The following is an 18,428-nucleotide window of genomic DNA, read 5'->3' as shown; positions in this document are numbered from 1 at the left end:
CCTCAGGCCGCCCGACTACTATCCCGGAACGTGACTGCCCCGATGCTGGAGTTCGCCGGCGTCGGCCGGACCTTCCCCGACGGCACCCAGGCGCTGCAGGACGTCGGCCTCGTGGTGGACCGCGGCGAGTTCGTCTCGGTCGTCGGCCCGTCCGGGTGCGGGAAGAGCACCCTGCTCCGGCTGGCCTCCGGCCTGGACCACGCCTCCACCGGGACCGTGACGGTCTCCTCCGACCACGTCGGCTACGTCTTCCAGGACCCGACGCTGCTGCCCTGGCGTACGGTCCGCAAGAACGTCGGGCTGCTGGCCGAGCTGGAGCACCTGCCCAAGGCCGAGCGGGAGGCCCGGGTCACCGACGCCATCCGCGTCGTCGGGCTGGACGGCTTCGAGAAGCACCGGCCGCGCTCGCTGTCCGGCGGCATGCGGATGCGGACCTCGCTGGCCCGCTCGCTGGTGCTGCAGCCGGACGTGTTCCTCTTCGACGAGCCGTTCGGCGCGCTGGACGAGATGACCCGGGAGCGGCTGAACGACGAGCTGCTGCAGCTGTTCGCGGACCGGCACTTCGCCGCGCTGTTCATCACCCACTCGGTGGCCGAGGCGGTGTTCCTGTCCACCCGGGTGGTGGTGATGTCGCCGCGGCCGGGCCGCATCCTCGGCGACGTGCCGGTGCCGTTCGGGTACCCGCGACAGCCGGACCTGCGCTACTCGGAGGAGTTCGGCAAGGTCGCCGGCGAGGTCTCGGACCTGCTGCGCGAGGTGCCGCGGCGGCCGGCCCCGTGACCGGGCCGGACGACCGCCTCCAGCAGGCGCAGCGGTTCTGGGACTCGCTCACCGGCGCCGAGGGCGAGTTCGCCCAGCAGCGCGAGTACGGCGCGGCCATGTGGGCGGCCGAGCCGAACTGGGGCGACTGGAGCATCCCCGAGGCCGAGCTGCGCCTGCTGCCGGACGTGGCCGGGATGGACACGATCGAGCTCGGCTGCGGCACCGCGTACTTCTCGGCCTGGCTGGCCCGGGCCGGCGCCCGCCCGGTCGCCCTGGACGCCTCGGCCCAGCAGCTCGGCTTCGCCCGCGAGCTCCAGCAGCAGCACGGCCTGGAGTTCCCGCTCGTGCACGGCGACGCCGAGCGGGTGGACTACCCGGACGGCCGCTTCGACCTGGCCCTGTCCGAGTACGGCGCGAGCAGCTGGTGCGACCCGCACCGCTGGGTGCCGGAGGCGGCCCGGCTGCTGCGCCCCGGCGGTTGGCTGATCTTCCTCACTGCGAGCCCGCTGCTCACCATCTGCAGCAGGACCGACGCCAGCGGGCTGGCCACCGACCGGTTGATCCGGCCGTACTTCGGGCTGTACGAGATCGACACCCCCGCCTTCGGCACCACCGAGTTCCAGCTGCCGTACGGGCAGTGGTTCCGGGTGCTGCGCGACGCCGGTTTCGACGTCGAGGGGCTGACCGAGATCCGCGCTCCGGAGGACGGGACGACGCCCTGGCCGTTCGTGGACGTGGATTGGGCCCGTCGGTGGCCGTCGGAGTGCGTGTGGGTCGCCCGCAAGAGCGCCGCTCGTCCCACTCCGGGTGCCGAAGCGTAGATGCGTCCGAAACCGTTGGTCACTCTCCGTGATGCAGTTCGCCATACGCATGCCGCAGCCGGGTGACGTGCTATACGGTATGTCGACACGGGGGGACTACAGAGAGACATTTAGGCGACACGCAGCGTCCGTGATATACGCCGAGCGGACCGCCGTGCAGGGTCGAGATCCGGGAGGCGTTCGGATGAGCGTGGACACCCGTTTGCCGGAAACGGGTGGAGGAGCGGTGGTGGGCGCTCCGTTCCGACGGGCACGTCGACGTCGGGGGCTGTTCGCCACCTGGTTCCCACCGTTGGTGACCCTGATGATCGTTCTCGGGGTCTGGTACTACATCTCGTACGTGTTCCTCGACGCCGATCGGCGCTTCCTGCTGCCGCCGCCGCACCGGGTGATCATCGTGTCGTTCTTCGACGCGCAGAACCGGACCGACATCTTCACCGCGCTCTGGCTCTCGACCTGGATCGCCGCGCTCGGCCTGCTCATCTCGATCGTGATCGGGATGGCGCTCGGGATCGCGATGAGCCAGGCCCGCTGGGTGGAGCGCTCGATCTACCCGTACGCGGTGATCCTGCAGTGCGTGCCCACGCTCGCGCTGGTGCCGGTGATCGGCTTCTGGTTCGACTTCGGCCTCACCAGCCGGCTCATCGTGACGGTCCTCATCGCGTTGTTCCCGGTCATCTCCAGCACCCTGTTCGGGCTGCAGGCGGCCGAGCGGGGCCAGCACGAGCTGTTCACGCTGCACCGCTCCAACCGGCTGGTCCGGCTGTGGAAGCTGCAGCTGCCGGCGGCGATGCCGGCGATCCTCACCGGCTTCCAGGTCTCGGCCACGCTCGCGATCGTCGGCTCCGTCGTCGGCGACTTCTTCTTCAAGCAGGGCCAGGCCGGGATCGGCGTGCTCATCGACCTCTACCGGGCCCGGTTGCAGTCCGAGCAGCTCTTCGGCGCCGCCCTCGCCGCGTCTCTCCTCGGCGTGCTGGCGTTCTCGCTGTTCGGGGCCATCAACCGGATCGCGACCGGCGGCTGGTACGGCTCGTCGGCGTACGACAGGCCCGCCTGACCCGTCCCTCTCTCTCCCTCTCCCCAGGCCGGCTCCCGGGCCGGCCAGCAACCCCGCACCTCACGAGGAGAACGATGCGTCAACGCAAGCTCGCCCCGATGGTGGCAGGCGGCATCGCGCTGCTGCTGACCGCCGCGGCGTGCAGCAGCAACTCGACCACCACGGACCAGAGCGCGCCGGCGCCCAAGGCGTCCGGGGCCGCGCTGAGCCTCAAGGGCGTCTGCCCGGCCAACGTGGTGATCCAGACCGACTGGTTCCCCGAGAGCGAGTACGGCAACCTCTACCAGCTGCTCGGCCCGGGCTACACGGTCGACAAGAACAAGAAGGTCCTGAAGGGCCCGCTGGTCGCCTCCGGTCAGGACACCGGCGTGACCGTGGAGATCCGCAACGGCGGCCCCGCCATCGGCTTCCAGCAGGTCTCGGCCCAGATGTACGCGGACAAGTCGATCACCCTCGGCCAGGTCTCCACCGACGAGGCCGTGCAGAACTCCCAGTCGCAGCCGACCCTCGCGGTCGTCGCGCCGCTGGAGATCAGCCCGATCATGATCGCCTGGGACAAGAAGAAGCACCCGGACTTCAACACGATCGCGGACATCGGCCAGACCAACACCAAGATCCTGTACTTCCAGACCGACACGTACATGCAGTACCTGCTCGGTGCGGGCCTGGTGCGGGCCAGCCAGCTCGACGGCTCCTACGACGGCACGCCGTCGAAGTTCGTCGCCTCCGACGGCGCGATCGCCAACGCCGGCTTCGCCACCTCGGAGCCGTACATCTTCAAGGCCGAGGTCGAGGGGCACTCGTACGACACCGACCTGCAGCTGGTCAACGACACCGGCTACCCGATGTACGGCGAGGCCCTGAGCATCCGGCCGGCCGACAAGGAGAAGCTGGCGCCCTGCCTGAAGAAGCTGGTGCCGATCCTGCAGCAGGCCTCGGTCGACTTCATCACCAACCCGGCCGCGACCAACACGCTGGTCATCAAGGCCGTCCAGACCCTGCACGACTTCTGGACGTACTCGCCGGGCATGGCCGACTACGCGGTCAAGACGCTGAAGAACCTCGGCCTGGTCGGCAACGGCCCGGACAAGACGCTGGGCAACATGGCCAACGACCGGATGCAACGCATGATCGACATCCTCACGCCGATCTTCGCCGCGCAGCGCAAGACCATCAAGACCGGTCTGCAGCCGTCCGACCTCTACACCAACGAGTTCGTCGACCCGTCCATCGGGTTGAGCACGACCGCCAAGTAGCGGTGACGACCGAGTCGGGGGGCGCGCGGGAGCCCGCGCGTCCCCTCCTCGTCCGGGCCCGGCACGTGCTGACCTCCGGGCCGGCCGGGCACGTCCGGGACGGTGCCGTGGCGATCCGGGGTGACCGGATCGCCGCGGTCGGGCCGTACCCGCGGCTGGCGGCGGACTTCCCGGACGCCGAGGTGACCGGCGACGGCACCGGCATCCTCACCCCGGGCTTCGTCAGCACCCACGGCCACTTCTCCGAGGGCCTGGTCACCGGCATCGGCGAGACCCACACGCTCTGGGAGTGGTTCGTCCACGTCGTCGGGCCGATCGAACCGTTCCTCACCCGCGAGGTCGCGTACGTCGGGGCGCTGCTCAAGGGAGCGGAGGCGGCGCTGTCCGGGGTGACCACGGTGGCCGACATGTTCTGCCACGCCCCCGGCGCCGAGCCGTCCACGCCCGGCGTGGTGCAGGCGCTGGAGGAGCTGGGCCTGCGCGGCGACGTCTCGTACGGGGCCCAGGACGACAGCAACCCGCGACCGCTGAAGCTGGTGCTGGCCGAGCACGAGGCCCTCGCCGCGGCCGCGGCCGCATCCCGGCGGTCCCGGTTCCGGGTCGGGCTGGCGACCGTGCCGGCCTCCTCGGACGAGCTGATCGGGGCCACCGCCGAGCTGCTGCGGGACACCCCGCGGCTGCACGTGCACCTGCACGAGGTGCGCGAGGAGGTCACCCAGTCGCGGATGGACCGCGGCATGGGCTCGATCGAGTACGCCGCCCGGGCCGGCCTGCTCGACGCCCAGGTGGTGGCCGCGCACTGCGTCTGGCTCGACGACACCGACATCGACCTGCTGCGCCGCCACGACGTCGCGGTCGCGCACAACCCGGTCTCGAACATGATCCTCGCCTCCGGGGTGGCGCCGGTGCCGCGGCTGCGCCGGGAGGGCGTCACGGTCGGGCTCGGCCTGGACGGCCCGGCCAGCAACGACAGCCAGGACATGCTGCAGACGCTGAAGATCGCCGCGCTGCTGCAGAAGGTGCACCACCTGCAGGCGACCGCGCTGACCGCGCCGGACGTGCTGGCGATGGCGACCATCGACGGCGCCCGGGCGCTCGGGCTGGACGCCGAGATCGGCTCGCTGGAGCCGGGCAAGCAGGCCGACCTGGTGCTGTTCGCCGAGGCCAGCCCGTCGCTGTCGAACGTGCACGACCCGTACCAGGAGCTGGTCTACTGCGCCTCGCCCCGGGACGTGCACACGGTCTGGGTGGCCGGCGAGCCGGTCGTGACCGGCGGCCGGGCGGTCGGCGTGGACCTGGCGGAGCTGCTGCCGCGGGCCCGCGAGCTGGCGGTGAAACTCGCCTGCGACGCCGGGCTGGACTCCGAGCTCGCCCGCCGGGACCCGGGCCCGGCCGGGACGCGACCGGCTGATCCGGGCAGGTAGCGTACTGAAGGAGGCCTGTCCCGACCCTGGCAGGAGGAACGATGACGATCACGCTCCCGGACACCGACTCGATCAACGAGGACGGATACGTCCCGGTCATCAGCCTTGCCGGTCTGGACGACCCGAAACGGCGCGCCGAGATCGCCGGCCAGCTCGGCGACGCGCTGCGCCGCAGCGGCTTCTACGTGGCCGTGGACCACATCGTCCCGGAGCCGGTGTTCACCCGGCTGAACCAGGCCGCGCTGGAGTTCTTCCACCGGCCCGAGGAGGAGAAGGCGCGCTGGGGCCCGTCCCTGGCCGACGCCACCCGCCGCGGGTTCACCTCCCGCTACCGGGCCGCCAGCGGGATCGGCGTGAACACCGACGAGGACGCGGCCGAGGCCTGGGCCCTCAACCCGTACGACGAGGCGCTGGGCTGGCGGGACCTGCAGGCCCTGCCGCCGCGCTACCGGGCCGCGTTCGTGCACCCGAACCGGATCCCGGACAACCCGGGCTTCCGCGAGTCCGCGCTGGCGTACTTCGCCGCGATGGAGAGCCAGATCTTCACGCTGCTGGCGCTGCACGCGCAGGACCTCGGGCTGGCCCCGGACCACTTCACCCGCCTCTGTGCGGGCGCGATGACCAACCTGGTCGTCAACCACTACCCGCCGCAGAAGAAGGTGCCGCTGCCGGACCAGAGCTGCCTCGGTCCGCACACCGACCTCGGCATGATGACCGGCCTGCTGCATTCCGGGCAGCGCGGCCTGCAGGTCGTCGACCGGGAGAACCCGACGGCCTGGATCCCGGTGCCGACCGTGCCGGGCGGCCTGGTGGTGAACGCGGGCGACCTGCTCGTGCTGGTCTCCGGCGGCCGCTACCGCTCCGCGTTGCACCGCGTGGTGTGCGCGGAACGGGCGGAGCGGATCTCGGTGCCGGTGTTCGTCCAGCCCGCGCCACAGACGATCGTCGGGCCGGCGCTGCCGCCCGCTCCGGGGACCGAGGAGGGCACCCCGGTCGAGTTCGGTGACTACTTCGCCGACCGCATCGGCATGATGTACGCCTCGCCGGAGCACTGACGTTGAGCGACAGCACGGTCACTGTGCCGCCAGGGCCGGCAGGGCCGCCGGGGCCTTCGGTCCCGGCCTCCGCCGGGGCCGACGAGCTCGTCGCGATGGAGCTCACGGACGAGGCGCCGTTCCCGCGCCGGCGCCGCGGCCCGCTGGCCCTGCTGCGGCTCGCGCTGCCGCCGTTCCTGCTGTTCGCGCTCGTGATCGGGCTCTGGTACCTGGTCAGCTACCAGATCCTGGACGAGGAGCGCCGGTTCCTGCTGCCGCCGCCGCACCGGATCGTGAAGGTCGCGTTCCTGGACCGGGGCAACCTCGAGGTGCTCCTCCGCGCCCTCGGCCTGTCCGCCGGGGTGGCGATGATGGGCCTGGCGATCGCGGCCGTGCTCGGCATCGGGCTGGCCGTGCTCATGAGCCAGGCCCGCTGGGTCGAGCGCGCGGTCTACCCGTGGGCGGTCGTGCTGCAGACCATCCCGATCCTCGCGCTGGCCCCGCTGATCGGGTTCTGGTTCGACTTCGGCCTGTTCAGCCGGACGCTGGTCTGCGTGCTCATCGCGATCTTCCCGATCATCAGCACGACCCTGTTCGGGCTGCGCGGCATCGACCGCTCCAACCACGACCTGTTCACGCTCTACGGCGCCGGCCGGGGCAAGCGGCTGCGCAAGCTGGAGTGGCCGGCCGCGCTGCCGGCGATCTTCGCCGGACTGCGGATCGCGGCCGGGCTGTCGGTGATCGGCGCGATCGTCGGCGACTTCTTCTTCAAGCAGGGCGCGATCGGCATCGGCCAGCTGATGGACGTCTACCGGCAGAACCTGCGCTCGGAACAGCTGTTCGGCGCGGTGATCCTGTCCTCGCTGCTCGGCCTGGTCGTGTTCTGGTTCTTCGGCTGGCTCGCCCGGCGGGTCGTCGGCTCCTGGCACGAGACCGCGGCGAGCGAGCCGCTGTCGGAGTAGGGCTCAGCCCGGCCGTTGCCAGCGGATCGCGCACACGTACGGGTCGATGGTGTCGGTGAACTCGCAGCCTGGGAACGCCGCTCCGTACAGGATGTGGAAGGCGTCGCGGGTCAGCGGCTTGTTCGTCGCCGTGTGCCGCATCCAGGCCCGGTGCTGACGCAGCCGCAGCACCAGCCAGGCGTCGGAGAGCGAGCGGCGCCGCCGCAGGGTACGGCCGGCCTCCTTGACCCCGGACCAGCGCCGCAGCAGCGGCGCCGTCGGCGCGCCGCCGGCCCCGGAGACGATGTCGACCAGGACGGCCCAACTTCCCGGCGCGACCAGGTCCCGGACGTGCGCCAGCACCCGCTCCGGGCCGGGGAGGTGGAACAGCGTGTTCACGCTGAACACCAGGTCGAATCGGCCGTCCGCGGCCGGGGTCACGTCGAGCAGGCTGCGCTCGGCGTACGTGACGTTGACCCGGGCGTGCCGGGCCCGGGCCAGCTCGATCTCCCGCGCGGCGATGTCGACCGCGAGCACCGAGCCGTACCGGTCGGCGAGCAGGCCGTCGAACCGGCCCGACCCGCAGCCCAGGTCCACCGCCCGGGCCTGCGGGCCGCCGGGGCCGGCCGTGGCCACCGCCTGGGTGAGCCACGGCCGGTAGATCCCGTCGTTGATCTCCGCGTACCGCTCGTAGAGCTCGGCGAGCGGGTCGAACAGAGCGCCTTCGCTCGTCACTTCACCCCGATGGAGGGGTCGATGAACTCGTTGGTGACCATCTGGTCCGGGGTCAGCCCGTCCTTGATCGGCGTCTTCTGCGCCGCGAAGATCGGCGTGACGATGGTGAGGATGCGCTGCACCCGGGTCATGTCGAAGTCACCGACCGCGTTGTTGCGGCCGTTGCCGATGATCGCGTTGTCCTTCATCGCCTTGAACGCCGCGTCGCCCTGCTCCTTCGAGTAGCCGAAGGACTTGGGCATCTTGGCGTTGACATCGCCGATGAACGCGTTGGTCTGGGCCGAGCTGGCGAAGTACGCCGCCGTCGACCGCTGCATGATCGGCACCAGCTTCTTCAGGCAGGGCGCGAGCTCGGCCTTGCGGTCGGGCCGGATGGTCAGCGTCTCCGGATAGACCGGGTAGCCGGAGTCGGCGATCAGCTGGAAGGAGACCGGCTTGCCCCACACGGACGGGTCGGTCTGGTAGCGGATGACCTCGTTGGTCACGAAGCCCTGCTGGACCAGGTCGCCCTTCGCGGCCTTCCACTGGTCCGGGGTGCCGCCGTAGCTCGGCGCGACCTGGCTCTGGCGCAGCAGCCCCGCGCCGGTCAGGTACGCCATGTACGTCGCGCCCTGGAAGTAGATGACCTTGGTGTCGGTCTGGCCGATGTCGGCGATCGTGTTGAAGTCCGGGTGCTGCTTGGGGTCCCAGAGCAGCACGACCGGGCTCAGGTCCAGCGGGGCGAACACCGACAGCACCGGCTTGCCGCTGCCGCTGACCTGCGCGACCTGGTCGAGGTCGGCACCGCCGAAGGTGATCGAGTTGTCGGTGTAGAGCAGCGAGGTGGACGGCGTGAAGTTGTTCGCCGGCCCGCCCGCGTTGATCTTGATCTTGACGCCGGTGTCGGTGCCGTTGTCGACCAGCGCGCCGGTCACGGTGTTCTTCGCGCCGTCGATCGTCGGGTTCGGTCCGACGAGACGGTAGAGCCCGCCGTACTCGGCCTGGGCCCACCAGTTGGTCTGGAAGGTCACGGTGTCGGGGCAGACCCCCTTCAGCGAACTCGCCCCCCCGGAGGCGGCGCTGCTCGCGACGGTCTGGCCGCCGGAGCCCGTGCTGGAATTACTGCAGCCGGCGGCGATGATCGCGGTGACGGCGGCCAAGGCCGTCACGACGAACCGCCGGGACCTGCGTGCTCGCATGGCTCTCCTGTTCAGGTGTGGGAACCGCTCTGCTGTGGCTCGTCACCGTCAAGGCCCCGCAACCGGGCCGAGACCCGGGCGGTGAGGGCGGTGAACTCGGGGGTGAAGCGGAGCCCGCGCGAGCGCGGGTACTCGAACGGCACCGGGACGTCGGCGATGATCCGTCCCGGCCGGGGCGACATGAGCACGACCCGGGAAGAGAGGAAGACCGCCTCCGCGACCGAGTGCGTCACGAACAGCCCGGTGAAGCGCCGGGCCGTGTAGAGCCGGAGCAGCTCGTCGTTGAGCCGCTCCCGGGTGAGCTCGTCGAGCGCGCCGAACGGCTCGTCGAACAGCAGCAGGTCCGGGTCGAGCAGCAGTGCGCGGGCCAGCGAGACCCGCATCTTCATGCCGCCGGAGAGCATCCGGGGCAGGTGCCGCTCGAACCCGTTCAGACCGACCAGGTCGATGGCCTCGGCCACCCGGCGCCGGCGGTCCCGCTTGGGCAGCTCGCGCAGTTCCGCGGGCAGCTCGATGTTGCGGGCGACCGAACGCCAGGGGAGTAGCACCGGGTCCTGGAAGACGTACCCGGGGCGACCGGCCGCGACCTCGACCGTGCCGCTGGTCGGCTTGCTGAGCCCGGCCGCCAGCCGCAGCAGCGTGCTCTTGCCGCAGCCGGACGGACCGACGATCCCCACGAACTCGCCGGGCCGCAGCCGCAGGTCGATGCCGGACATCGCGAGGGTGCCGGTGGCGAACCGCTTGGCCACCCCGCTGAAGTTCAGGGCGGTCGGCAGAGTCGCCGAAGAGCGCGCCATGGCGCTGCCGTCCATGATCCGGCCTCGACCCTTCTCTAACTCACTCGTAGTGACCGGAGACAAGCCTTCATCACGACGTGTGTCCGAGAAGGGCGGGATCAGGTCACTTGACTAGTGACCGTACCCAACGAGCTGTGTGCACAGGCAAGTGGGGGCATCCGGCCAGTGACCGCGGCCCCCAGGTACTAGCCCGATCGGAGTACGCACCCGACCCGACCATGAAACCGGCCCGGTCCGCCCCTCAGGGGGCGTGACCGGGCCGGGGTGGAGCGGGAGGGATCAGCCGCCGACGGAGTTGGGGGCCGGGTAGACCAGGGCCGAGTTCGCCCCGGCCGCGTCGTTCGGGTAGACGATCTTGTACGCGCTGTTGTGGTACTGCTCGATGAGGCTCTGCGCGAGCGTGTTCTGGTGCGTCTCGTCGAACTGGATGCCGGCCCACGGCATGATCGTCTGCTCGCCCGGCACGTTCAGGCTGAGCAGCGCGCTGCGCATCCGCTGGTTGTCGGTGCTGCCCGCGTTGTTCGCGGCCTGGGCCACCGTCATCACCGCGGTGAAGGCCGACGCGGCCGCCTCGGTCATCGTGCTGTTGAAGCGGCGCTGGTAGAGCGCGGTGACCGCGCGCGCGGCCGGGTTGCGCTCGGCCGCCTCGATCGACCAGGACACCGAGCGCATCAGCCCGTCCGCGGCCGCGGCGGCCGGGGCGAACGCGGCCGCGTTCAGGTAGCCGAGCGAGAACGACAGCGCCGCCTTGGGCTTGTACTGCCGGGCCGCGAACGCCTGCAGCGTCGCCTGCACGGTGGCCGGGGTGACGTAGAGGAAGAGGGTGTCGGGGTTCTTCGCCCGCACCGCGTCGACCGCCTTGCCGATGTCCGAGCCGTCCTCGCTGAAGCCGACGTCCGTCACGTTCAGGTCCGGGGAGGACTCGGCCGCCAGCTCCTTGACCGTGGTCACCACGTCCTGGCCGGCCTTGTCGTTGGCGTGCATCACGACGATCCTGCCGGGGCTCGCGTCGTGCTCGCTCAGCAGCGAGAAGAACGCCTGCCCGGACGTACGCCAGGACGGGCCGACCCGGAAGAACCAGTCCCGGCCGGCGTCGGTGAGGAAGGTGGCCGGGCTGTCGGCGTTGATGAACGGGATCTCGTACCGCTCGGAGCGCTGGCTCGCGTACTCGGTGACCTGGGGGTCGTACGCGCCGATGAGGGCCTGGGCCCCCTGGTCGGAGACCATGGTGGTCACCGCGGTGCCCGCGACCACCTGGGGGTCGTTGCCGGCGGACGTGTCCGCGTGCAGCAGGGTCACTTTGGCCCCGCCCAGGTTCGGCAGCCCGGCCTCGGCCGCCAGCGGCAGCGGGATCGACGGGTTCAGCCCGTTGATCACGTCGACCGCGAGCTGGGCGCCGCGCAGAGCCTCCGTCCCGGCGGTCGCGTCCGGACCCTTCAGCGGGGTCAGCAGGCCGATCTTCAGCGTCTGACCGCTGGCGGCGGCGGGGGAGTCGCTCCCGCTGCCACCGGTGCATGCGACCGCGAGGGCCAGCACGGGGACGATCAGCAGGGCGAGGCGATTGCGGCGGACGGGTCGCCGGACGGTCATGGAGACTGGTCCTCAACTGCGGGGGCGGGGAGGGTCTCGGACTCCGGGGAGCCGGGGATGCCGGGACCCGCGCAGGCTACCCCGTCACGGGTGACGCCGAGCCAAGTGCAGCGCAATGTGACCGGCTGATCGCGGAGAGCTGACTAGCGTCACAGCGTTCACGGCGGGGTCGCCCGTGGCCCTATAGTGCCCGAGAAGTACTCGGAAACCGCGTCGGCACGTGGGAAGGTCGCGAGAGCTGGTGGAAAGACTACCCGCGGAGCACTCGGCCGCCTCGAGTCCGCCGCCCCAGGGTGGTGGTTCCGCGTCTGCAGCAGGTCGCATGCGCGGTGAGCAGGACGGCCAGCCCGGAGCGGGCGGCGGCGGCACGATGACGCTGCAACGCCCGTCCGAGGCCCCCCGAGAGAACGCCCCCGGCGGCGCCACCGTTGCGCCCACCCCGCCCAAGCAGGGGCGGACCCGGGCCGGCCTGTCGCCGCGGCACTGGAAGGTGCGCTCCAAGCTCGCCGCCGTGCTGCTGGTGCCGGCCATCGCGTTCCTCGTGCTGGCCAGCATCAACATGGGCGCCCAGATCGGCAGCGCCCGCGAGTTCGGCCGCGGTGCGGCGGTGGCCGAGTTCGGCCGGAACGCCAGCGCGCTCGAGCACGAGCTGCAGGCCGAGCGGGACATCGCGGCCGGCTGGGTGGCCGAGGGGCGGCTGCCCGACAACTCGGCCGCGATCAAGAAGGCGACCGACTTCAACGCGGCTCCGGAGAACCAGGCCACCGACACCGCGCCCGCCAAGACGGTGCCGGTCCCGATCGCGAGCGAGCTGATCGCGCTTCAGTCCCAGCAGCGCAACGTGGACAGCGCGCTGGCGGCGTACCGGTCGGCGGACGCGGCGCTGGGTGACGTCGGCTCGCAGGCGCAGACCCGGATCGACGACGCCCGGACCCAGCTGGACGGGCTGACCTCGCTGCGGTCGTCGCTGCGCCAGCAGCTGCTCACCGAGGGCGCGCTCACCGGCAAGTACACGGCGATGATCAACTCGCTGCTGCAGATCAACCGTGAGATCGGTCAGGGCACCGCCAACACCGACCTGAACAGCCAGGTCGCCGGCCTCACCGCGCTCGGCGACCTGAAGGAGACGCTGTCCCAGGAGCGGGCGCTGCTCTACAGCGTCGCGTCCAACGGCGGCATCGAGACCGACAAGAGCGGCAACCAGGCCCAGGCTCCGGGCCGGTTCCAGTTCGGCCAGCAGCAGGAGCTGTCCTCCGCGATCGCCGAGCGGCTGGCGGCACTGCAGCGGTTCCGCGCCGACGCCACCCCCGACCAGCTGACCCAGTACGACACCCTGGTCAACGGCCAGGCCGTGCTCGCGGTCAAGCGGCTCGAGGACACCGTCAGCCGGCAGCAGAACGACCAGACGCTGTCGCTGGACGCGCAGCAGTGGTATTCGGCCGCCACGACGTACCTGCAGGCCATGCGCGTGGTCGAGACGAGCCTGTTGGACGGCGTCGTCGGCACCACCCGCGACCTGCGGTCCGACGCGCAGCGGCAGGCCATCACCACCGGCGTCGTGATCGCCGCGATCCTGGTGATCGCGTTCCTGACCTCGTTGCTGATCGCCCGCTCGATGATCGTCCCGCTGCGGCGGCTGCAGGCCGGCGCCCGTGACGTCGCCGAACACCGGCTGCCGGACGCGATCGCCCGGCTGCAACGACCAGACGCGCCGGCGGCACCGGCAGAAGTCGAACCCATCGGCATCGACACGCGGGACGAGATCGGCGAGGTCGCGGCGACCTTCGACCAGCTCCACCGCGAGGCGGTCCGGCTGGCGTCCGAGCAGGCCGGTCTGCGCCGCAACGTCAACGACATGTTCGTCAACCTCTCCCGCCGGTCGCAGGGTCTGGTCGAGCGCCAGCTCAAGCTGATCGACGAGCTGGAGACCGGCGAGCAGGACCCGGATCAGCTGGCCAACCTCTTCAAGCTGGACCACCTCGCGACCCGCATGCGCCGCAACTCGGAGAACCTGCTGGTTCTCGCGGGTGAGGACGCGGGCCGCCGGTGGGGCCGGCCGATCCCCCTGGTGGACGTGCTGCGCGCGGCCACCTCCGAGGTCGAGCAGTACCACCGCATCCAGCTGACCGGCGTCCCGGACGTCGAGGTGATGGGCCACGCGGTCAACCACCTCGTCCACCTGGTGGCCGAGCTGCTGGAGAACGCGACGGTCTTCTCCTCGCCCGAGTCGAAGGTGCTGGTGCACAGCCAGCGGCTGTCCGACGGCGGCGCGATGGTGGAGATCGAGGACCGCGGCATCGGCATGAGCGCGCACGAGATCTCGGACTCCAACGAGCGGCTCGCGAACCCGCCGGAGTTCGACGTCTCCGTCTCCCGGATGATGGGCCTGTACGTGGTCGGCCGGCTGGCCACCCGGCACGGCATCACCGTCCGGCTGCGCCAGTCCGAGACCGGCGGCGTCAGCGCGTTCGTGCGAGTCCCGATCGACGTGCTGGCCAACCGGTTCGATCCGCGGGCGGACGAGGCCCACGGCGGCCAGCCGCCGCTGATGACCGGCAGCCCGGCCGACGGCCGCCCCGGCCGCAACCCCGGCGCGCTCTCGCTGCCGCCGGGTGCCCCCGGTGGTCCCGCCTTCGGTGGCCCGGTCGGCCCGGGCCCGCGCCCGCTGGGCCCCGGCCCGGGCGCGGACCTGCCGCGCCGGTCCCTCGGCGGCCGGCCGGGCGGTCCGCCCGACCAGCAGCCGGTCCCGGGCTCCTCGCCGCTGCCGCGGCGTACGCCGGCCTCGGCCAGCGGTGGCGACGGCGCCAGCGCCGGCGGTGCCGAGGGCATGCGCGGCGTCGACCTGCCGGTCAACGGCGCCCCGGCCAACGGCATCCCCACCGGCCGGCCGGTGCTGCCGCCGGCGCCGAACGCGAACTCCAACGGCGGTGGGCACCTGGGCAACGGCGTCGTGCCGCCCGCCCCGGGCAGCGGCGCCGGCCTGGCCGAGCAGCAGCAGCTGCCCGCGCGGTCGCCGCTGCCGACCCGCGGTGCCCCGGACTCCGGGTCCGGGCCGCGGCCGGTGCCGCCGCTCGGCGGCCCGCCGGCCCGGCCGGAGCAGCCCGCGATCGGCCTCGGTTCGGCCGCCTCCGCGATCGGCCCGGGCACACCCTTCGGGACGCCGACCGCCGGTGGGCCGGAGGAGCGCACCCCGATCTTCGAGCAGTTGCAGTCCGAGTGGTTCCGGCAGCGGCCGGCCACCCCCCGGACGCAGTCCGGTGCCGCCCCCGCGGCCCCGCCGGCCCCCGCGGCTCCAGCGGCGGCAGGTGCTCCTCCGGCTGCGGCGGCGCCCCCCACGCCCCAGCCGGTTCCGGCCCAGTCCCCGGCGCCCGACGAGGCATGGGCCTCGCCGGCCGACGAGGGCTGGCGCGCCGCCGAGCGGCTGCTGCAGCCGACCAGCGGCGGCACCACCCGGGCGGGGCTGCCCATGCGGGTGCCCCAGGCCCACCTCATGCCCGGCGGGGCGGACGGCCCGCAGGCCGCGCCGCCCGAGCCCGCGCGGCCGGCGTACCGGTCACCGGAGGCCGTGCGCAGCCGGCTGGCGAGTTACCACCAGGGAGTCCGACGCGGTCGGCACGCCGACCGTGCGGACAATGGCGACAACGGGGAGCGCGACCCGTCCGAAGTTCTCGTCCAGCAATCCCAGGAGCAGTCGTGATGTCGTTGAGCCCCGCGGCCCAGAACCTCAACTGGCTCGTCACCAACTTCGTCGACCGGGTGCCGGGGGTGGCGCACGCGGTGGTCGTCTCCGCCGACGGGCTGCTGCTGGTCTCCTCGGAGGGACTGCCGCGTGACCGCGCGGACCAGCTCGCCGCGGTGGCCTCCGGGCTGACCAGCCTCACCCAGGGTGCCGCCCGGTGCTTCGAGGCCGGCAACGTGGTGCAGACGGTGATCGAGATGGAGCGGGGCTTCCTGTTCCTCATGTCGATCAGCGACGGCTCGTGCCTGGCCGTGCTCGCGGCCACCAGCTGCGACGTCGGCCTGGTCGGCTACGAGATGGCGCTGCTCGTGGAGCGCACCGGTGACGTGCTCACGCCGGCAGTGCGCAACGAGCTGCAGGCCGTCCTGCCCCGATGACGTCCACTCCTCCCAGAGAGCAGCCGCGGGGTGAGCAGTTTCCAGCCCGAGCAGGGTCCGCTGGTACGGCCGTACGCCGTCACCGGTGGGCGGACCCGGCCGGACTACGAGCTGGCCATCGAGGCGCTGGTCTCCACGACCAGGCTGGGGGACCGGAGCGCGGAGTCGACGGCGCCGGAGCGCCAGCAGATCTGCGACCTGTGCCGGCGCGCCCGCTCGGTCGCGGAGATCGCCGCGTATCTTCGGATGCCGCTCGGGGTGGCCCGCGTCATCGTGGGTGACATGGCCCAGGAGGGCCTGGTCCGCGTGCACCAGGCGCAGGCCACGACCGACCGACCTGATCTTGCGTTGATGCAGAGGGTGCTGAATGGACTTCGAAACCTCTAGGCAGACCGCCTACGTGGACTCCAGCGCGGCGACGACCTCGGCGAAGATCGTCATCGCCGGTGGGTTCGGCGTCGGCAAGACGACGCTGGTCGGCGCGGTCTCCGAGATCGAGCCGCTCACCACCGAGGCCGTCATGACCGAGGCGAGCGCGGGGGTCGACGACCTCTCGCACACGCCCAACAAGACCACCACCACGGTGGCCATGGACTTCGGCCGTGTGTCGTTGGACAGCGACCTGATCCTCTACCTGTTCGGCACGCCCGGACAGCACCGGTTCTGGTTCATGTGGGACGACCTGGTCCGCGGCGCCATCGGCGCGGTCGTACTGGTCGACACCCGCCGGCTGACCGACTGCTTCGCCGCGATCGACTTCTTCGAGGCGCGGCGGCTGCCGTTCATCGTCGCGGTCAACCGGTTCGACGGGATCCTCACGCACTCGATCGAGGACGTGCGGGAGGCGCTGGCGGTCGGCGGGAAGACGCCGGTCATCCAGACCGACGCCCGGTCGCGGGAGTCGACCAAGCAGACGCTGATCACGCTGGTCGAGCACGCGATGCGGCGTACGCAGGAGGAGCTGACCGCGCGGCGGTAAGGTCGGCGCCGGTCGATGTCGCCCCTACCGGTCGATGTCGCCGACGACGAAGAAGAGGGAGCCGAGGACCGTGACCAGGTCCTCGACCTTCGTCCCGGGCAGCAGCGTCTTCAGCGCCTGGACGTTGTTGAACGACGCCGAGCGCAGCTTGAGCCGCCACGGCGTCCGCTCGCCGCGCGAGACCAGGTAGTAGCCGTTGATCCCCAGCGGGTTCTCGGTCCACTCGTAGACGGCGCCCTCGGGCGCCTTCACCGTCTTGGGCAGCCGGACGTTCACCGGGCCGGTCAGCTCCGGCAGCCGGTCCAGCACGGCGTCGGCCAGGTCGAGGGACGCGTGTACCTGGTCGTGCAGGCACTCGTACCGGGCCCGGGCGTCGCCGGCCGTCCGGGTGACCACGGCGACCGGCAGCTGCCCGTACGCCAGGTACGGCTCGTCCCGGCGCAGGTCGACGTCCAGGCCGGAGGCGCGGGCGACCGGGCCGCTCACCCCGTACGACTGCGCGTCGGCCCGGGTGAGGACGCCGATCCCGGGGGCGACCTCGGGAATCTCGGGGACGGCGGCGCGGACGGTGGCGACGGTCCGGCGGACGCGGTCGGTCCAGCCGGCCGGGACGTCGTCCTTCAGGCCGCCGACCCGGTTGGCCATGAAGTGGATCCGGCCGCCGGTCGCCTCCTCCAGGACGGTCTGCACGATCTCCCGCTGCTCGTGTCCGCCCAGGAACATCAGGTGGCTGAGTATGCGGTTCAGCTCCGCCAGCAGGGTCCGTAGCCAGACCGCCCGGGGCGGCACCTCCAGGCCGAGCATCCGCTCGACCGCGGCGACGACGCCCAGCTCGCTGCCGAACGCCGACAGCCAGTCGTGCCGGTTGGCCAGCACGGTGATCTGCCGGTAGTCGCGGACCTCGAACAGCTTCTCCGCGCCGCGGTGCATGAAGCCGACGATCGGCTCGGCGGCGACGATCGTGTCGCCGTCGAGGGTGAGGCGGACCTGCAGGACGCCGTGCGCGGACGGGTGCGCCGGGCCGAGCGGCAGGACCACCTCGGCCCCGAGGTGCTCGGCCCCCGCTCCGGTCCCGACGACGAGGGTCCGGGTCACGCCGTGGTCCGGGTGGGCTCGGGGGTTCGGCTCACGCCGTGGTCCGGGTGGGCTCGGGGATTCGGCTCACGCCGTGGTCCGGGTGGGCTCGACCGGCCGGCTCACGCCGTGGTCCGGGCGGTCCGGCTCGGGGCGGTGGGCGGGTCAACCGGAGAAGGGCCAGGCTTCTGTGGCGGGCTGCTGGCGCTGCTGCGCCATCGCGGACCGGTACATCCGGTCGGCCGCGACCCGGACCGCCCGGTCGGCGTCGATCCCGGTCTGGTCGGCCAGCGTGATCAGCGCGAACGTCACGTCGCCGAGCAACGCCTCCCAGTCCTGGGTCGGCCGGAACGGGCGCCGCCCGTGCTCGGTCGCCCGGACCACCTCGTCGGCCAGCGCCCCGACCCGCGCCTGCAGGTCGAGGAGCAGGGTCGCCGGCGTCGCATGCAACCCGAGCCGGTCCGCCGTCTCCGCCACGTACTGCTGCAGCTCACGCACGGCGGAGAAAGTAGCGCAGTCACGTTCGGAGCGCGTTAATCTTCGGACCGGGCGCGCAGGGCGCCACCGGTCCGCGGGCAGGTTCACCCCACCTGAGCACGGCTTTCAGCACGGCCCGTACGCCTCCTTTCGGCCCGGCCTCGCGGACGGCGGGTGACGAGAGGAG

The 18,428-nt window shown here is 71.9% G+C and carries 17 protein-coding genes; 11 read left to right on the top strand and 6 right to left on the bottom strand.

Annotation, left to right across the window (positions count from 1 at the left end):
* Nucleotides 1-42: 42 nt before the first annotated feature.
* From VGP36_03095 to VGP36_03065, 7 genes are all read left to right on the top strand, one after another.
* Nucleotides 43-780 carry an ABC transporter ATP-binding protein gene (locus VGP36_03095; protein HEV7653710.1) on the top strand — a complete coding sequence of 246 codons (738 nt, stop codon included), beginning with the start codon at nucleotides 43-45 and terminating at the stop codon, nucleotides 778-780.
* Nucleotides 777-1,583, top strand: coding sequence for a class I SAM-dependent methyltransferase (locus VGP36_03090; GenBank protein HEV7653709.1), 807 nt, complete (start codon nucleotides 777-779; stop codon nucleotides 1,581-1,583). The genes VGP36_03095 and VGP36_03090 overlap by 4 nt, the downstream gene beginning before the upstream one ends.
* Nucleotides 1,584-1,887: 304 nt before the next feature.
* Nucleotides 1,888-2,640 carry an ABC transporter permease subunit gene (locus VGP36_03085; GenBank protein ID HEV7653708.1) on the top strand — a complete coding sequence of 251 codons (753 nt, stop codon included), beginning with the start codon at nucleotides 1,888-1,890 and terminating at the stop codon, nucleotides 2,638-2,640.
* 74 nt (nucleotides 2,641-2,714) lie between these two features.
* Nucleotides 2,715-3,896 (top strand): ABC transporter substrate-binding protein, encoded by a 1,182-nt coding sequence (locus VGP36_03080; protein ID HEV7653707.1) that lies wholly within the window; start codon nucleotides 2,715-2,717, stop codon nucleotides 3,894-3,896.
* A 2-nt stretch (nucleotides 3,897-3,898) separates the two neighbouring features.
* Entirely contained in the window at nucleotides 3,899-5,320 is a 1,422-nt protein-coding gene (locus VGP36_03075; GenBank protein ID HEV7653706.1) for an amidohydrolase, read from the top strand.
* Nucleotides 5,321-5,361: 41 nt separating this feature from the next.
* Nucleotides 5,362-6,375 carry a 2OG-Fe(II) oxygenase family protein gene (locus VGP36_03070; protein ID HEV7653705.1) on the top strand — a complete coding sequence of 338 codons (1,014 nt, stop codon included), beginning with the start codon at nucleotides 5,362-5,364 and terminating at the stop codon, nucleotides 6,373-6,375.
* A gap of 95 nt (nucleotides 6,376-6,470) precedes the next feature.
* A complete protein-coding gene (locus VGP36_03065) occupies nucleotides 6,471-7,316 on the top strand; it encodes an ABC transporter permease (protein HEV7653704.1) in 846 nt (281 codons plus the stop codon).
* 3 nt (nucleotides 7,317-7,319) lie between these two features.
* Here VGP36_03065 and VGP36_03060 read toward each other — a convergent pair whose 3' ends face one another.
* From VGP36_03060 to VGP36_03045, 4 genes are all read right to left on the bottom strand, one after another.
* The gene (locus VGP36_03060) at nucleotides 7,320-8,030 is read right to left on the bottom strand and encodes a class I SAM-dependent methyltransferase (protein HEV7653703.1); all 711 of its coding nucleotides are present in this window, start codon (nucleotides 8,028-8,030) and stop codon (nucleotides 7,320-7,322) included.
* A complete protein-coding gene (locus VGP36_03055) occupies nucleotides 8,027-9,208 on the bottom strand; it encodes an ABC transporter substrate-binding protein (GenBank protein HEV7653702.1) in 1,182 nt (393 codons plus the stop codon). Before VGP36_03055 ends, VGP36_03060 begins: the two co-directional genes overlap by 4 nt.
* 11 nt (nucleotides 9,209-9,219) lie before the next feature.
* Nucleotides 9,220-10,005 carry an ABC transporter ATP-binding protein gene (locus VGP36_03050; protein HEV7653701.1) on the bottom strand — a complete coding sequence of 262 codons (786 nt, stop codon included), beginning with the start codon at nucleotides 10,003-10,005 and terminating at the stop codon, nucleotides 9,220-9,222.
* Nucleotides 10,006-10,284: 279 nt separating this feature from the next.
* Complete coding sequence (locus VGP36_03045; GenBank protein HEV7653700.1) at nucleotides 10,285-11,595, bottom strand: ABC transporter substrate-binding protein; 1,311 nt, start codon at nucleotides 11,593-11,595, stop codon at nucleotides 10,285-10,287.
* Between the two features lie 322 nt (nucleotides 11,596-11,917).
* Here VGP36_03045 and VGP36_03040 point away from each other — a divergent pair, with 322 nt between their 5' ends.
* The 4 genes from VGP36_03040 to VGP36_03025 are packed head-to-tail and all read left to right on the top strand — an operon-like array spanning nucleotide 11,918 to nucleotide 16,690.
* Nucleotides 11,918-15,292 carry a nitrate- and nitrite sensing domain-containing protein gene (locus VGP36_03040; GenBank protein HEV7653699.1) on the top strand — a complete coding sequence of 1,125 codons (3,375 nt, stop codon included), beginning with the start codon at nucleotides 11,918-11,920 and terminating at the stop codon, nucleotides 15,290-15,292.
* A 5-nt stretch (nucleotides 15,293-15,297) separates the two neighbouring features.
* The gene (locus VGP36_03035) at nucleotides 15,298-15,711 is read left to right on the top strand and encodes a roadblock/LC7 domain-containing protein (GenBank protein ID HEV7653698.1); all 414 of its coding nucleotides are present in this window, start codon (nucleotides 15,298-15,300) and stop codon (nucleotides 15,709-15,711) included.
* Nucleotides 15,712-15,741: 30 nt separating this feature from the next.
* Nucleotides 15,742-16,098, top strand: coding sequence for a DUF742 domain-containing protein (locus VGP36_03030; GenBank protein ID HEV7653697.1), 357 nt, complete (start codon nucleotides 15,742-15,744; stop codon nucleotides 16,096-16,098).
* The gene (locus VGP36_03025) at nucleotides 16,079-16,690 is read left to right on the top strand and encodes an ATP/GTP-binding protein (GenBank protein ID HEV7653696.1); all 612 of its coding nucleotides are present in this window, start codon (nucleotides 16,079-16,081) and stop codon (nucleotides 16,688-16,690) included. The genes VGP36_03030 and VGP36_03025 overlap by 20 nt, the downstream gene beginning before the upstream one ends.
* 24 nt (nucleotides 16,691-16,714) lie before the next feature.
* On the opposite strand, the gene VGP36_03020 is transcribed toward VGP36_03025, so the two are convergent.
* Nucleotides 16,715-17,785: a hypothetical protein gene (locus VGP36_03020; protein ID HEV7653695.1), complete on the bottom strand. Its 1,071-nt coding sequence runs from the start codon at nucleotides 17,783-17,785 to the stop codon at nucleotides 16,715-16,717.
* 144 nt (nucleotides 17,786-17,929) lie between these two features.
* Nucleotides 17,930-18,262, bottom strand: coding sequence for a hypothetical protein (locus VGP36_03015; protein HEV7653694.1), 333 nt, complete (start codon nucleotides 18,260-18,262; stop codon nucleotides 17,930-17,932).
* Nucleotides 18,263-18,428: the final 166 nt, after the last annotated feature.

It is taken from the genome of Mycobacteriales bacterium (genome assembly GCA_035995165.1).
Taxonomy (GTDB): Bacteria; Actinomycetota; Actinomycetes; order Mycobacteriales; family CADCTP01; genus CADCTP01.
Note: the sequence above shows the minus strand (reverse complement) of the source record. Positions and strands in the feature narration are given on the sequence as shown.

Excerpts from the sequence above, each read along its gene's own strand:
- VGP36_03045 (HEV7653700.1), bottom strand. The coding sequence starts at position 11,595 with ATGACCGTCCGGCGACCCGTCCGCCGCAATCGCCTCGCCCTGCTGATC.
- VGP36_03025 (HEV7653696.1), top strand. The coding sequence starts at position 16,079 with ATGGACTTCGAAACCTCTAGGCAGACCGCCTACGTGGACTCCAGCGCG.
- VGP36_03040 (HEV7653699.1), top strand. The coding sequence starts at position 11,918 with ATGCGCGGTGAGCAGGACGGCCAGCCCGGAGCGGGCGGCGGCGGCACG.
- VGP36_03080 (HEV7653707.1), top strand. The coding sequence starts at position 2,715 with ATGCGTCAACGCAAGCTCGCCCCGATGGTGGCAGGCGGCATCGCGCTG.
- VGP36_03095 (HEV7653710.1), top strand. The coding sequence starts at position 43 with ATGCTGGAGTTCGCCGGCGTCGGCCGGACCTTCCCCGACGGCACCCAG.
- VGP36_03070 (HEV7653705.1), top strand. The coding sequence starts at position 5,362 with ATGACGATCACGCTCCCGGACACCGACTCGATCAACGAGGACGGATAC.
- VGP36_03065 (HEV7653704.1), top strand. The coding sequence starts at position 6,471 with ATGGAGCTCACGGACGAGGCGCCGTTCCCGCGCCGGCGCCGCGGCCCG.
- VGP36_03055 (HEV7653702.1), bottom strand. The coding sequence starts at position 9,208 with ATGCGAGCACGCAGGTCCCGGCGGTTCGTCGTGACGGCCTTGGCCGCC.
- VGP36_03085 (HEV7653708.1), top strand. The coding sequence starts at position 1,888 with ATGATCGTTCTCGGGGTCTGGTACTACATCTCGTACGTGTTCCTCGAC.
- VGP36_03050 (HEV7653701.1), bottom strand. The coding sequence starts at position 10,005 with ATGGCGCGCTCTTCGGCGACTCTGCCGACCGCCCTGAACTTCAGCGGG.